Consider the following 13,183-nt stretch of genomic DNA (forward strand, 5'->3'; position numbering starts at 1 on the left):
CACCCCAAGGAAAAGACCTACCGCCAGCATCAGACTTTCCTACGCCCCAAATGCTGTGCCAACGGCACCATGTACACCGGCACCGGGGACAGCTGCAGCAGCCGCACCGCTGTGCGACCAATCGGTACATCGACACCCGCGCCCTCGGCATGACTGCCGAAGATCAACAGGTCGACCGCCAGGCGCTGGGCCTGCTCCAGAATCACTTGCGCCGGATCGCCCTGGCGCACTCGCACGGCCTTGATCACCGCCAGATCGGCCGCCTCGCCCAATTCCTCACGAAAATTTTCCAGCACCTGCTGCTCGATGTTGGCCATCACCGTATTGACCCCCTGCGAGTGCAGGCGGTCGAGGGTCTGCTCATCGAGATAGCTTTGCAGCAACGACTCGGCGAACTGGCCCATGGGTTCGACGGCGTGGATCACGTACAACTCTGCGTTGAAGGTCCGCGCCAAGGCCAGGGCGTGTTGCATGACGAAGGGCGCATACACGCCGAGATCGGTGGCGTACAGCATGGAACGGATCATTCGGCCTCCTCCACTGCCGCGGGGGCAGAGCAAGCTACAGCTTAGCAGTGCCGTGGAGAGCCGCTTCGCCGTCCGGCGCAGCGGCCAGCCATAGGCTTCAGCTCGCGCAGTTGCGCCGATCGATGAACGCCAGCGCCTGGTACAGCGCCTCCATCTTCGGCAAGTGGCAACCGGCCTCGCGAGCACGGGCCAGGGGCTCGCCGTAGATCACCTGCAACTCCAGCGGCCGCTGCTGAGCGTGATCGTGGTACATGCTCGGCCAGTAGTCAGGCATCTGCTCGGTGACCCGGAACAGGTGCTCGGCATAGCCCTCCGGCAGGATATGCCCGCAGGCCCGTGCGCCCTCGACCACTTCGGCCATCAGCCCGCGAACCAGCGCGCGGCTGTCGGGATCAGTCATCAGAGGCGTCGTGCTGGCCTGCAGCAACACTGACAGGCCGTTGTACGGCACATTCCACACCAGCTTCTGCCAGCGCGCTTGAGCGAGGTTGTCCATTGGCTGCGAGTCGACGCCCGCCGCGCGGAACAATTCGGCGCCCTCGGCGACGATGGCTGCGCCGCGGTCATCGCTGGGACCGCTGTGGTAACCCAGGTTGACCGCGCCAAGCGCCTGGTGGCGGATCACCCCAGGCGCTTCGCGGTTCACACAGATAAAGCACAGCCCCCCGAGCAGGTGCATGTCATCGCGCAACGCGCCACGCAACTGCTCCTCGACGCCCAGGCCATTCTGCAGCAACACCACCCTGGCACCGGGCGCAGCCGCCTGGACGATCAGCGGCGCCAATTCGGCGTTGCTGGTGGCCTTGGTGCCGATCAGCAACCAGTCGCACGGCGGCATGTCGCTGGCCGAGGCATAAGCCTGGACGTCCATCTGCAACTCCCCGTGCACAGCGCTGCGCAGCGTGAGCCCGTGCTCATGCACCACGCCATATTCGCTGCGCAGCAGAAAGTGCACGTCAAAACCGGCACGCGCCAGCATCAGCCCATAGAAGCCACCGATGGCACCGCTACCGATGATGCCGATGCGTTTGTTACGAGGATCCATACCGCTCTCCTGTCGAAGCGATGACTATCTGTCCGATTTTTTTCAGCGAATCAGCCGGTTTGCGATCCTTCACTATACTCAGGCGATGAAGGTCAAATAATCGACACGGAGTCGACGATGTGTGGATTTCTGCCTCACCCTGACGGGATTCCGCTCGAGCTGAATCTTCGCCCGTCTCCCAGCCTGTTCCGTCGGCACCTGCATACCCTGGGGCTTGGCGGCATCGCTTGCAACCACCCGCGTGCCTACCGTCGCGGCACTGCGGTGGAAGTGGTCATTCCGTCATTGGGCGCACAAGCGCGCTATGCCGGTTATGTTGCCTGGTGCCAGCAGCTGGATGCAGGCTACCGCGTGGGCATCGCCTTCACCGACGACCAGGCCCTGTTCGGCGCGCGCATGGGTGAGCAGGTTTGCCATATTCATCATTATTGCCAAGTGCACCAGCAACATGACCTGCACGGCGAACAGGCGCAGGTGCTGGCGCAGCAGTGGATCGCCCAGCATGGCGCAGAATTTTCCGAAGCAGCGCTGCTGGGCGAACACTCCCTGATGTCGCCCCCCTCGGCGAGCCCCCTGCGCGATCCTTGTATCGCGATCGGCCTGCAAGGCAGCTCGCGCACGGCCAGGGCACCTTTTCAGCGCTGACGGCCCCCTGCCCATTGTCGCGCCCGATGTAACGCGCTAAGGTTCGGCTCCCCGCTGCGAACAATCTGCTGCTGGGCCGCACGGGGTTTGCTGGCGGCCGGCACCCGTGACCTGACGAGTAACACGATGGCTGATTTACCGATCGATGACCTCAACGTTGCCTCCAACGAGACCCTGATCACCCCCGATCAGCTGAAGAAAGAGATTCCCCTCAGCGCCAAGGCCCTGCAGACCGTGACTGCCGGCCGTGAAGTGGTGCGCAACATCCTCGACGGCAAGGACCATCGCCTGTTCGTCGTGATCGGCCCCTGCTCGATCCACGACATCAAGGCCGCCCACGAGTACGCCGATCGCCTCAAGGTACTGGCCGAAGAAGTCTCCGATACCCTCTACCTGGTCATGCGTGTGTATTTCGAGAAGCCTCGTACCACCGTCGGCTGGAAAGGCTTGATCAACGATCCGTACCTGGATGACTCGTTCAAGATCCAGGACGGCCTGCACATTGGTCGCCAATTGCTGCTGGACCTGGCCGAGAAGGGTCTGCCGACCGCGACCGAAGCCCTCGACCCGATCTCCCCGCAATACCTGCAGGACCTGATCAGCTGGTCGGCCATCGGTGCCCGTACCACCGAATCGCAAACCCACCGTGAAATGGCCTCGGGCCTGTCTTCGGCGGTCGGCTTCAAGAACGGCACCGACGGCGGCCTGACCGTGGCGATCAATGCCCTGCAGTCGGTGTCCAAGCCCCACCGCTTCCTGGGCATCAACCAGGAAGGCGGCGTGTCGATCGTCACCACCAAAGGCAACGCCTACGGCCACGTGGTGCTGCGTGGCGGCAACGGCAAACCCAACTACGATTCGGTCAGCGTTGCCCTGTGCGAACAGGATCTGGCCAAGGCCAAGATCAAGGCCAACATCATGGTCGACTGCAGCCACGCCAACTCCAACAAGGATCCGGCCCTGCAACCGCTGGTGATGGAGAACGTCGCCAACCAGATTCTGGAAGGCAACCAGTCGATCATCGGCCTGATGGTCGAAAGCCACCTGAACTGGGGCTGCCAGGCCATCCCGAAAAACCTGGAAGACCTGCAATACGGTGTTTCGGTGACCGACGCCTGCATCGACTGGGCCGCCACCGAGAAGAGCCTGCGCAGCATGCACGCCAAGCTCAAGGACGTGCTGCCCAAGCGCCAGCGCGGCTGATACGCACCAACGAAAACGCCGGGCAGATGCCCGGCGTTTTTGTTGGGGCGGTGTCGATTCAGGCCTTGGTCGAATGGCGCTGCTGGCGCTCCATGTAACGCTCGACATAAGAGCATGATGGAATGACGGTGTAGCCCATCTGCTCTGCGTACTCCAGAGCCTTTTCGGTCAGGGCCGCGGCGATACCGCGACCGCGCAGGGCGTTGGGAACGAAGGTGCGATAGATATCCAGCGTCTGCTTGCCCAGGTCCATGTACGTCAGGTAGGCACGATGACCGTCCACATTGGTCTCGAACTGATGACCAGCCTGGTCATGGTGGATGGTCAGCGCTTCACTCATCACTACTCCTCGCAGGTCTTTTGGCAGACCTTTGCCTTGACCGATGGTTTATCCGGCGGAGGAACCTCAACGCCACTCATGCCCCTTGGACCGTGGTCCATCAGCAATCGTTCGACGCCCGGGACACCCAAATAGTAGGCGTGCAACGCGGGATTGCTCAAGGTGCACATGGCTAAAAATTCCATGAAAGCGGGTTGGGCCGCCGGCGCCGGTCGACACCAAACAGCCTGCCGGATGTTCTACGGGTTAAGACGTTTGAGGACCGTGAAAGTCACCCTTAGTTCAACAAAAAGTTTCCTTGGTACAACCGCTTGCGTCCGATTTGCATGGCCTTCACACTTTCTTTACAAACCCCGTCACACGCGGCCCCTGGCAACATTTTTTTTGCAGTTCTTGCGCTCTGTCAGTTTACTTACTACAAGTAATGGGTACTATGTACGCCGGCCAGTTTCTCTTTTCCGAGAGATGGCTATTTAATAGAAAGTCCTTGAAGGGGAACACGATGAACAACGTTCTGAAATTCTCTGCTCTGGCTCTGGCCGCAGTTCTGGCTACCGGTTGCAGCAGCGTATCCAAAGAAACCGAAGCTCGTCTGACTGCGACTGAAGACGCAGCAGCTCGCGCTCAAGCCCGTGCTGACGAAGCCTACCGTAAGGCTGACGACGCTCTGGCAGCCGCTCAGAAGGCTCAGCAGACCGCTGACGAAGCCAACGAGCGCGCTCTGCGTATGCTGGACAAAGCCAGCCGCAAGTAATAATCCTCACGGATTGTTATGGAGCCGGCCCACTTGTGGGTCGGCTTTTTTATTGCCCGAAGAACGCCCCTTCTCCACGCCGACTGCCGTCACCCGAAAAACAAAAAGGCCTGCACGATGGCAGGCCTTTCGGTTCACGCAGGCAAGGGCTTACTGTAGCTCTGGCGGGATGCTCGACACCATCGGTGCGGCACCCTGGCCATTCACCGGGACGGCGATTTCGACCGGCATGCCATCCTCGGCGGCCACCACGTCACGAACCATGTCCCAGTTCATGCGCAGGTTGTTGGCCAGGTCTTCACGCTTGAGCAGCGCATTGATGACGGCCGTATGTTTGTCGACCACCGACGGATTGCCGTGGTCGTCCAACGGCGTGTGAGCTTCGAGATAGACTTTGCCACCACTCACACCGAACTTGTAAGGCTCGTTGATGATCCGCACCGGGGTGCCCACCGGCACCATCTTGGAGAGTGCCACAACATTGTTGTTGAGCATGCGGAAGCAGCCATGGCTGGTGCGCATGCCGATGCCGAACTTCTTGTTCGAGCCGTGGATCAGGTAGCCCGGCAGGCCCAGGGTGAACTTGAACGGACCCAGCGGGTTATCCGGGCCAGCCGGCACGACGGCAGGCAGGATATCGCCGTCAGCGGCATGTTCGGCGCGAATCGAGGCCGGCGGCGTCCAGGTCGGGTTTGGTGTCTTGGCGGTGATCTTGGTGATCGCGATCGGCGAACCCCAGCCTTCACGACCGATCCCCAACGGGAAGGTGTGCACCACGTTCTCGCCTTTCGGATAGTAGTACAGGCGGTACTCGGCCAGGTTGATGACGATGCCCTCGCGTGGCCCAGGTGGCAGGACGTAACGGGTCGGCAGGATGATTTCGGTACCGGCGCCAGGCAACCAGGGATCGACGCCCGGGTTCGCGGCGATCATCTCCAGGTAACCCAGGTCGTTGGCGGTGCCGATGTCGGCGAAGGTGTCTTCGTACTTGGCCTTGATCGTCCGGACCTGGCCGACGACGTCTTCGCCGGGCGGTGGCAATGGCAGCTCCAGCGCGACGGCAGGGCCGGTCAGCAGCAAGGCGGCCAGGGACAGGCAACGGGTGACGGCGGGAAAGCGCGGCAACATCCGGTAAATCCTTCGAAAGAGGGTTCAAGACATTCGATTGTACACCCGCCCGGATTCAAGCGGGAGGCATCGGCAGGCGTTGCAAGGGTTACAAATGATGAAAGGTGAGCTCAGAGCTCCGGCCACACCGGACGCGTACCCCGCCGCTGGGCATCGAGAATGGCCCGGCATAGCGGGCACAGGCGTTCGTCGCGATAGACCGCGCGCTCGACCGACGACCAGCGCGGCTGCGCCGGCAGCAGCCCGCCACACAAAGTGCGGTCGACCGGAGCGCCCAGTTCGAGCTGGCGGGCGGCGAGATGGACACGGACTTCCTGGCAAGCGAACAGGTCGAGCTGCTCGTCGGGCTCGATCAATTGGTAGGCATACAGGGACCAGGCGGGGCGTGGCATCGGGGGCACTCGAAACGGGGGGCGCAACATTAGCCGAAAGCGGCCCCCGATAAAAGCGTCAGAGCAAGGGTTTTATCGTCGGCCAGGCATTATCGAGCAAGCGCTGCTGGGCGCCCTGGGCCGGATGGATGCCGTCGGCCTGCATCATCTCCGCCACCCCACCTATGCCCTCCAGAAAGAACGGCACCAAGGCCACTTTCTTTTCCTTCGCCAACTGCTCATAGACCTGGGCGAACGCGGTGGTGTAGCGCACGCCATAATTCGGTGGCAAGCGCATGCCGAGCAACACCACTTTGGCGCCGGCCTCACGGGAGCGATCGATCATCGAGGCAAGATTTTGTTGCAATTGTTGTGGCGGTTGCCCACGCAGCCCATCGTTCCCGCCCAACTCCAGCACCACCAGATCAGGCTTGTGCGCTGCAAGCAGCGCCGGCAGCCGCGCCTGGCCACCTGCGCTGGTGTCGCCACTGATCGAGGCATTGACCACACGGTCGGTGAAACCCTCGTCCTTCAGGCGTTGCTCCAGGAGCGCGACCCATCCCTGGCGGGTATCCAGGCCAAAACCGGCACTGATACTATCGCCGACAACCAGCAACGTTCCCGCCGCCGCGCCCTGGGCCAGGCAACACAGGGCCAGACCGGCACTCAACCACCACATTCGCATCGGATTCTCCATGGGCCCCAGCATTCTCGTTGCGCAGAACCTTAGCAAAGTGGTCCCCAGCGCGGAAGGCGACCTCACCATCCTCCACCCGCTTTCTCTCGACCTCGACCAGGGCGACAGCCTGGCCATCGTCGGTGCATCCGGCTCGGGCAAGTCGACCCTGCTCGGCCTGCTCGCAGGCCTTGACCGCCCCAGTGATGGCAGTGTCGTGCTCGCCGGCCACGACCTTGGCCCCCTGGACGAAGACCAGCGCGCACGGGTGCGTGCCGAACACGTCGGTTTCGTGTTCCAGTCGTTTCAGTTGCTCGACAGCCTCAATGCCCTGGAAAACGTCATGCTGCCCCTGGAGCTGGACGGTCGCCGCGACGCCCGCGAGCAGGCCCGCACCCTGCTCGAACGGGTCGGCCTGGGCCAGCGTCTGAGCCACACCCCACGCCAGTTGTCCGGCGGCGAGCAGCAACGGGTGGCGATTGCCCGTGCGTTCGCGGCGCACCCGGCAGTACTGTTCGCCGACGAGCCCACCGGCAATCTCGACAGCCATACCGGCGAGCGCATCAGCGACCTGCTGTTCGAGCTCAACAAGGAACGCGGCACCACCTTGGTGCTGGTGACCCATGACGAGCGGCTGGCCAAGCGCTGCCGTCGCCTGATCCGCCTGGACGCCGGACGCCTGGTGGCGCCCCTGGAGCCATGATGACCCGCCTGCCGTTCATGCGCCTGTGCGCCCTGGCCCTGCGCCAACTGCTGCGTGACGCCCGCGCCAGTGAAGTGCGAGTACTGTTCTTCGCGCTCCTGGTGGCCGTCGCCGCCAGCACCGCCATTGGTTACTTCGGCGCCCGCCTCAACGGTGCCATGCAATTGCGTGCCAGCGAATTCCTCGCTGCTGACCTTGTGCTGCAAGGGTCGTCCGCCGCCCAGCCGGCGCAGATCGATGCCGGTACTTCGCGTGGCCTGACCCACGCCCGCGTGGTGGAGTTCACCAGCGTGGTGGCCGCCGATGCCGGTATCCAGTTGTCGAGCATCAAGGCCATCGACCCGGCCTATCCACTGCGTGGCCAACTGCGCAGCGCCGCAACGCCCTATGGCAGCGAGACGCCCGGCGGCGGGCCGGCGGCCGGCGAAGCCTGGGTCGAGGCGCGCCTGTTGGCGGCACTGGGGCTGACGCTGGGCGACAGCATCGACGTCGGCATGAAGACCCTGCGCATGACCCGCGTGCTGACCTACGAACCGGATCGCGCCGGCAACTTCTACAGCCTCACACCACGCGTGCTGATGAACATCGCTGACCTGGACGCCACCGGTGTGATCCAGCCAGGAAGCCGTGTCACCTATCGCGACCTGTGGCGCGGCGAGCCGGACACCCTGGTGCAATATCGCCAGGCGGTGGAGAAGGATCTTGCCGCCAACCAGCGGCTGCTCGACACCCGTGACGGCAACCGCCAGATCGGCGGCGCCCTGGGTCGCGCCGAACGCTACCTGAACATGGCCAGCCTGGTCGCGGTGCTGCTGGCCGGTGTGGCCGTGGCGCTGTCGGCCAGTCGCTATGCCGCCCGCCGCCTGGACGCCAGCGCCCTGCTGCGCTGCCTGGGGCTGTCACGACACCAGGCGCTGGGCCTGTACTCGCTGCAACTGGCGATGCTGGGGCTGGTGGCGGCGCTCGCCGGCGCCCTGCTTGGCTGGCTCGCGCAACTGGGGCTGTTCGCCCTCCTGCAGGGACTGCTGCCCAGTACCGTTCCGCCGGGCGGCATCGCCCCGGCACTGGCGGGCATCGGCACCGGCCTGGTGGCGCTGGCCGGCTTCGCCCTGCCTCCGCTCGCCGCACTGGGCCGGGTACCGCCCTTGCGCGTACTGCGCCGTGACCTGCTGCCGGTGCCGCCCAGCAGTTGGCTGGTCTATGGCGCCGCATTGTTCGCCCTTGGCCTGATCATGTGGCGCCTGAGCCTGGACCTGCTGCTGACCTTCGCCCTGCTCGGCGGCGGCCTGATCGCCGCGCTGCTGCTTGGTGGCCTGCTACTGCTGGGCCTGCGCAGCCTACGCCGGTTGCTGGTCGGCTCGCCGCTGCCCTGGCGCCTGGGGCTGGGTCAGTTGTTGCGCCATCCGCTGGCTGCCGCCGGCCAGGCGTTGGCCTTCGGCTTGATCCTGCTGGCCATGGCCCTGGTCGCGCTACTGCGCGCCGAGCTGCTGGACAACTGGCAGGCGCAACTACCCAAGGATGCCCCCAACCACTTCGCGCTGAACATCCTGCCAGACGAGCGCGAACCCTTTGCCCAGCGCCTGCGCGAGGTCAATGCCACCTCGGCGCCGCTGTACCCGGTGATCCCCGGCCGCCTCACCCATATCAACGATCAGCCGGTACAGCAGCTGGTGAGCAAGGAATCTACCGGCGATCGTGCCGTGCAGCGCGACCTGAGCCTGACCTGGGCCGCCGAACTGCCCCAGGGCAATGCCTTGAGCGAAGGCGATTGGTGGCAGACGCCCCCGGCGACCGACGGGCCACCCGCGGTATCGGTAGAAGCCGAGCTGGCCGCAAGCCTCAAGCTCAAACTGGGTGACCTGCTGACCTTCGACATCGGCGGCGAGCACCGCCAGGCACGGGTCAGCAGCCTGCGTACGGTGCACTGGGACAGCTTCCAGCCGAACTTCTACATGATTTTCCAGCCCGGCACCTTGCAAGGCCTGCCCGCCACCTACCTGACCAGCTTCTACCTCGCATCCGGGCACGATACCGACGTGGTCGCCCTGTCGCGGGCGTTTCCGGCGGTGACCATCCTCCAGGTCGATGCGCTGCTTGGGCAACTGCGCAGCATCCTCGCCCAGGTCACCTTGGCGGTGGAGTACGTACTGCTGTTCGTGCTCGCGGCGGGCCTTGCGGTGTTGTTCGCCGGCCTGCAGGCAACCCTGGACGAGCGTATCCGCCAAGGCGCGCTACTGCGCGCCCTGGGCGCCGGCCGCGCGCTACTGGTCAAGGCCCGGCGCATCGAGTTCGGCCTGCTTGGCGCCGCCAGCGGCCTGCTCGCTGCCCTGGGCTGCGAACTGATCACCTGGGCCCTGTACCGCTTCGCCTTCGACCTGCACTGGGCGCCGCATCCGTGGCTGCTGGTACTGCCCGTGCTGGGCGCGGTCCTGGTCGGCGGGGCCGGTGTGTTCGGCACCCGGCGGGCACTCAATGCAACGCCACTGAGCGTTCTGCGCGAGACCTGAGCCGACGGCGCATGCTCGCCGTGCCTGTGAGCACGGTGAGCAGCACCATCGGCGCGCCCACCAGCCATGCCAACTGGCTCACATCCAAATGCGGCCAGTGGCTGGCAAGAAAGCCATACGCCGCACCGCTGACCATCTGCAGGAAGAAGAACTGACCGGTGGACAGCCCGATATCCCGCTGCACACAACGCAGCAGCCCTGCCTGGGTCGCCGGAATCACCATGCCAGTGCTCAACAGGATTGCCATCATCGGAGCCACGAACGCTCCCGCCACCGGCCCTGCCAGGTGAACGGCCAACCACAGGCCAACCCAGCCGACAGTACCGACAGCGGCCCCGACCGCCAGGATCAGCGCCAGGTCATGCTGGCGACTCAGGCGCCGGGCCAGAAAGCTGCCGGTGACATAACCCAGTGCACAGATGGCGATCAGCGCGCCGTATTCGAATGCGCTGAACCCCAGGACAACCTGGAAGGCGTAGGACGATGAAGACAGGAAGCCGAAGTAGCTCATCCAAACCAGGCTAATGCAGGCTGCATGAAAAACGAACGCAGCGTTGCCCAGGTTGCGTCCGTACACCCGCAGCACCAGGCCCGGAGTAACGCCCTGGCCTGTCCCCGGCAGGCTCGGCACCAGGCGCCAGAACACCAGCAGTACCAGCAGGTTGAATACTCCCACCAGCCCCAGAATTCCGCGCCAGCCAAACGGCGGTAGCAACGCGCCACCCAGCAACGGCGCCAGGCACGGGGTGATGGCGATGGCCGAAGCCAGCGTGGTGAGAATGCCCATGCGCTCGCGCTCGGTGAACACCTCGCGCACCACCATGCGGGTGGTCACCGTGCCGACGCAGCCGCCCAGTGCTTGCAGCAGGCGGCCGATCATGAAGGGCAGGAAGGACGTGGCGCTGGCCGCAAGCCCGGTACCGCACGCTGCCAGCAGCAGCCCGCCCAGTTGTACTGCCCGCGGGCCGTAACGATCACACAGCAGCCCGGCCAGCACCATCGACAGCGCATAGCCGACCATGTACATCACCAGTGTGCTCTGCACCTGGCCAAGGCCGACCTGCAACTGCTCGGCCAGTTGCGCCGAGGCCGGCACCATGATGCCCAGCCCGACCTGCGGCACTACCACTGCGGCCAGCAAGGCCACTGACAATCCGGGCCGGTTCATGGCTGCACCCGCAAGGCAAAAGACAATCGGACGGGCGAACGCAGCCCCACCGCAATACGCATGATTCGATGTTCCTTGAATGAAGGTCAGGAGGTCCTGCAGGTACGACGCAAAGGCTCTGCGTCACGCGATTGAGGTTAGGGGCGGCGCTGCATAAGATGAAGGCCCATTAGGCCTTCCCGAATATGGACCACTATGGCCAGAGGCAAACAAGCCATTGCCCTCGATCTCGCCCTGCCGTTCGAACTGTCTGCCGGCAGCGCCACCGGCAAGCACCAACTGCTGCATGGTTTTCTCCAGGAGCTGGTGGTCAGCGGCCATCTGCCACCCGGCACCCTGCTGCCCTCCACACGCACGTTGGCCCAGCGCTGGGGCGTAGCGCGTGGCACGCTGGAGGCGGTGTTCGAGCAGCTCAAGCTGGAAGGCTTCATCGAGCGGCGCCAGGGCGCAGGGTCGCAGGTCACCCTGCAACTGCCCGATACCCTGATCGCATCCGGCAATCCGGTCGGCCAGGCGTCGCTATCGCGGCCGATGCCCGACCCGCAGTCGGTGCAGGCGCAGGTGCAAGCGCGGGTCCCCTTCGTCGCCCGCCTGCCCGACCCGAACTTGCTGGAGCAGCCTCTTTTCCCGGCACACCTGGACGGCGCCGGTCTGCTTGAAAGCCTCCCTGCGCAGGGTGACCCACGCCTGCGCCAGGCCATCGCAGCGCACTTGAAGCTCTATCGGGGTATCGACTGCGAGGCGGATGACATCCTGGTCACCCACGGCATTCGTCACACCCTCGACCTGTTCAGCCGCGTACTGCCCAAGCACCGAGCGCTCGCCGTTGAGGACCCAGGCTATGCCTGGGCCAGGCGGATTTTCGAGCGTTCGGGGCACAGGCTGTTCAGCACGCCGCTCGACGAACAGGGCCTGCGCGTCGATGCCCTTGCCGACCATGAAACACTCGGGGCGGTACAGGTTACGCCCGCCCATCAAGCGCCACTGGGCATCTGCATGAGCGTCGAACGCCGCCAGGCCCTGCTCGACTGGGCGCAGGCGCAGGACGCGATAATCATCGAGGACGATTACGACAGCGAGTACAACTATGCGAGTGCACCGCTGCCGGCGATCAAGGCGATCGACCACCACGACCGGGTGCTGTTCTGCGGCAGTTTCAACAAGACCTTGTTCAGCAACCTGCGCCTGGGCTTCGCCGTGGTTCCCCGGCGCCTGCACGCTGAACTGCTGGACACGCTGACGATCTCCGGGCAGGCGCCTGGCGCCCTCGGCCAACGGGCGCTGGAGCAGATGCTCGGCAACGGCCAGTATGCACGCCACCTGCGCATTGCCCGGCAGACCTACCAGCAGCGCCGCGACCTGCTCATCGACAGGTTGCGCCGACACACCGACGTGCGGATTGCAGGCGAGCAGTCAGGACTGCATTTCATCCTCTGGCTACCCGAAGGCTGCAACGAACAGCAATTTTGCCAGCAAGCCCACGAGCAGGGCCTGATGCTTCAGCCGCTCGGACTGTTCACCCGTGAACATGCCTGGCCACCAGGCGTACTGGTGGGCTACGCCTCGTTGAGCGAGGCGCAGATTGCGGTGGCGGGGGACACATTGGGGCGGCTGTACCTGAATGCGCTCACTGGGCGCCGTAGTGGATGCGATTGATGTACCAGGTCGCTTCGCCCGTGGGCGTTTGCACCAGCACTTCATCGCCCTCTTCTTTTTTCAGCAGCGCACGGGCCATGGGCGAGTCGATGGAAATGTAGTCGTTACGGCCGTAGATCTCGTCGTAACCGACGATGCGAAACGTCAGGGTTTCGCCGTCGTCGTTCTCGATCTCGACCCAGGCACCGAAGAACACCTTGCCTTCCTGCTCCGGGGAATAGGCGACGACTTTCACATCCTCGAGGCGCTTGCGCAGGTAGCGGACTCGCCGATCGATCTCGCGCAGCAATTTCTTGTTGTACTGGTAATCGGCGTTTTCGCTGCGATCCCCCAGCGACGCAGCCCAGGTCACCTTCTGGGTGATCTCGGGGCGGTAGACGCGCCACAGGTGATCCAGCTCTTTCTTGAGGGCTTCATGACCTTCGGTGGTGATGATGTTGGTACTCAAACCGCTTGCTCT

General features: G+C 64.2%; 13 protein-coding genes and 1 pseudogene. 6 read left to right on the forward strand and 8 right to left on the reverse strand.

The features are described from left to right. Positions 1 to 29: 29 nt before the first annotated feature. The gene (locus tag VA602_RS22815) at positions 30 to 527 is read right to left on the reverse strand and encodes a universal stress protein (protein ID WP_054895445.1); all 498 of its coding nucleotides are present in this window, start codon (positions 525 to 527) and stop codon (positions 30 to 32) included. 97 nt (positions 528 to 624) lie between these two features. After that, positions 625 to 1,572, reverse strand: a complete 948-nt coding sequence (locus VA602_RS22820; RefSeq protein ID WP_323454430.1) for a putative 2-dehydropantoate 2-reductase — start codon at positions 1,570 to 1,572, stop codon at positions 625 to 627. 117 nt (positions 1,573 to 1,689) lie between these two features. Between VA602_RS22820 and VA602_RS22825 the strand changes: the two are divergent. Together VA602_RS22825 and VA602_RS22830 are read left to right on the forward strand one after the other, a co-directional pair. After that, positions 1,690 to 2,100, forward strand: a pseudogene (locus VA602_RS22825) (PilZ domain-containing protein); the annotation flags it as partial. 243 nt (positions 2,101 to 2,343) lie between these two features. Continuing rightward, positions 2,344 to 3,420 carry a 3-deoxy-7-phosphoheptulonate synthase gene (locus VA602_RS22830; RefSeq protein ID WP_054895443.1) on the forward strand — a complete coding sequence of 359 codons (1,077 nt, stop codon included), beginning with the start codon at positions 2,344 to 2,346 and terminating at the stop codon, positions 3,418 to 3,420. Between the two features lie 58 nt (positions 3,421 to 3,478). Here the strand turns inward: VA602_RS22830 and VA602_RS22835 are convergent, their stop codons facing one another. Beyond that, positions 3,479 to 3,760: a GNAT family N-acetyltransferase gene (locus tag VA602_RS22835; RefSeq protein ID WP_054895442.1), complete on the reverse strand. Its 282-nt coding sequence runs from the start codon at positions 3,758 to 3,760 to the stop codon at positions 3,479 to 3,481. Positions 3,761 to 4,262: 502 nt separating this feature from the next. On the opposite strand from VA602_RS22835, the gene oprI reads away from it, so the two are divergent. Next, on the forward strand, positions 4,263 to 4,514 hold the full coding sequence (gene oprI, locus VA602_RS22840; protein ID WP_003259780.1) for an outer membrane lipoprotei OprI: 252 nt from the start codon (positions 4,263 to 4,265) through the stop codon (positions 4,512 to 4,514). A 150-nt stretch (positions 4,515 to 4,664) separates the two neighbouring features. Here the strand turns inward: oprI and VA602_RS22845 are convergent, their stop codons facing one another. The 3 genes from VA602_RS22845 to VA602_RS22855 form a co-directional block, all read right to left on the reverse strand. After that, positions 4,665 to 5,642 carry a L,D-transpeptidase family protein gene (locus tag VA602_RS22845; protein WP_054895441.1) on the reverse strand — a complete coding sequence of 326 codons (978 nt, stop codon included), beginning with the start codon at positions 5,640 to 5,642 and terminating at the stop codon, positions 4,665 to 4,667. Positions 5,643 to 5,752: 110 nt separating this feature from the next. Then, a complete protein-coding gene (locus VA602_RS22850) occupies positions 5,753 to 6,034 on the reverse strand; it encodes a hypothetical protein (RefSeq protein ID WP_054895440.1) in 282 nt (93 codons plus the stop codon). 58 nt (positions 6,035 to 6,092) lie between these two features. Next, complete coding sequence (locus tag VA602_RS22855; protein WP_054895439.1) at positions 6,093 to 6,698, reverse strand: arylesterase; 606 nt, start codon at positions 6,696 to 6,698, stop codon at positions 6,093 to 6,095. 10 nt (positions 6,699 to 6,708) lie between these two features. On the opposite strand from VA602_RS22855, the gene VA602_RS22860 reads away from it, so the two are divergent. Both VA602_RS22860 and VA602_RS22865 read left to right on the forward strand, forming a co-directional pair. Continuing rightward, positions 6,709 to 7,392: an ABC transporter ATP-binding protein gene (locus tag VA602_RS22860; protein WP_063544135.1), complete on the forward strand. Its 684-nt coding sequence runs from the start codon at positions 6,709 to 6,711 to the stop codon at positions 7,390 to 7,392. Further along, positions 7,392 to 9,899, forward strand: a complete 2,508-nt coding sequence (locus VA602_RS22865; protein ID WP_323454523.1) for an ABC transporter permease — start codon at positions 7,392 to 7,394, stop codon at positions 9,897 to 9,899. The genes VA602_RS22860 and VA602_RS22865 overlap by 1 nt, the downstream gene beginning before the upstream one ends. On the opposite strand, the gene VA602_RS22870 is transcribed toward VA602_RS22865, so the two are convergent. Further along, on the reverse strand, positions 9,862 to 11,067 hold the full coding sequence (locus VA602_RS22870; protein ID WP_323454431.1) for an MFS transporter: 1,206 nt from the start codon (positions 11,065 to 11,067) through the stop codon (positions 9,862 to 9,864). The genes VA602_RS22865 and VA602_RS22870 overlap by 38 nt on opposite strands. A gap of 195 nt (positions 11,068 to 11,262) precedes the next feature. On the opposite strand from VA602_RS22870, the gene pdxR reads away from it, so the two are divergent. Beyond that, on the forward strand, positions 11,263 to 12,723 hold the full coding sequence (pdxR, locus tag VA602_RS22875) for a MocR-like pyridoxine biosynthesis transcription factor PdxR (RefSeq protein ID WP_323454432.1): 1,461 nt from the start codon (positions 11,263 to 11,265) through the stop codon (positions 12,721 to 12,723). Here pdxR and greB read toward each other — a convergent pair. After that, a complete protein-coding gene (gene greB, locus VA602_RS22880) occupies positions 12,695 to 13,171 on the reverse strand; it encodes a transcription elongation factor GreB (protein WP_063544128.1) in 477 nt (158 codons plus the stop codon). The two genes, pdxR and greB, sit on opposite strands and share 29 nt — an antisense overlap. Between the last annotated feature and the right edge of the window lie 12 nt (positions 13,172 to 13,183).

The organism is Pseudomonas machongensis (assembly GCF_034961125.1).
GTDB classification, from domain to species: domain Bacteria; phylum Pseudomonadota; class Gammaproteobacteria; order Pseudomonadales; family Pseudomonadaceae; genus Aquipseudomonas; species Aquipseudomonas machongensis.

What these genes read in the sequence shown, in the direction of transcription:
- VA602_RS22815 (WP_054895445.1), bottom strand. Translation starts at nt 527, where the DNA reads ATGATCCGTTCCATGCTGTACGCCACCGATCTCGGCGTGTATGCGCCC.
- VA602_RS22820 (WP_323454430.1), bottom strand. Translation starts at nt 1,572, where the DNA reads ATGGATCCTCGTAACAAACGCATCGGCATCATCGGTAGCGGTGCCATC.
- VA602_RS22830 (WP_054895443.1), top strand. Translation starts at nt 2,344, where the DNA reads ATGGCTGATTTACCGATCGATGACCTCAACGTTGCCTCCAACGAGACC.
- VA602_RS22835 (WP_054895442.1), bottom strand. Translation starts at nt 3,760, where the DNA reads ATGAGTGAAGCGCTGACCATCCACCATGACCAGGCTGGTCATCAGTTC.
- oprI (WP_003259780.1), top strand. Translation starts at nt 4,263, where the DNA reads ATGAACAACGTTCTGAAATTCTCTGCTCTGGCTCTGGCCGCAGTTCTG.
- VA602_RS22845 (WP_054895441.1), bottom strand. Translation starts at nt 5,642, where the DNA reads ATGTTGCCGCGCTTTCCCGCCGTCACCCGTTGCCTGTCCCTGGCCGCC.
- VA602_RS22850 (WP_054895440.1), bottom strand. Translation starts at nt 6,034, where the DNA reads ATGCCACGCCCCGCCTGGTCCCTGTATGCCTACCAATTGATCGAGCCC.
- VA602_RS22855 (WP_054895439.1), bottom strand. Translation starts at nt 6,698, where the DNA reads ATGCGAATGTGGTGGTTGAGTGCCGGTCTGGCCCTGTGTTGCCTGGCC.
- VA602_RS22860 (WP_063544135.1), top strand. Translation starts at nt 6,709, where the DNA reads ATGGGCCCCAGCATTCTCGTTGCGCAGAACCTTAGCAAAGTGGTCCCC.
- VA602_RS22865 (WP_323454523.1), top strand. Translation starts at nt 7,392, where the DNA reads ATGACCCGCCTGCCGTTCATGCGCCTGTGCGCCCTGGCCCTGCGCCAA.
- VA602_RS22870 (WP_323454431.1), bottom strand. Translation starts at nt 11,067, where the DNA reads ATGAACCGGCCCGGATTGTCAGTGGCCTTGCTGGCCGCAGTGGTAGTG.
- pdxR (WP_323454432.1), top strand. Translation starts at nt 11,263, where the DNA reads ATGGCCAGAGGCAAACAAGCCATTGCCCTCGATCTCGCCCTGCCGTTC.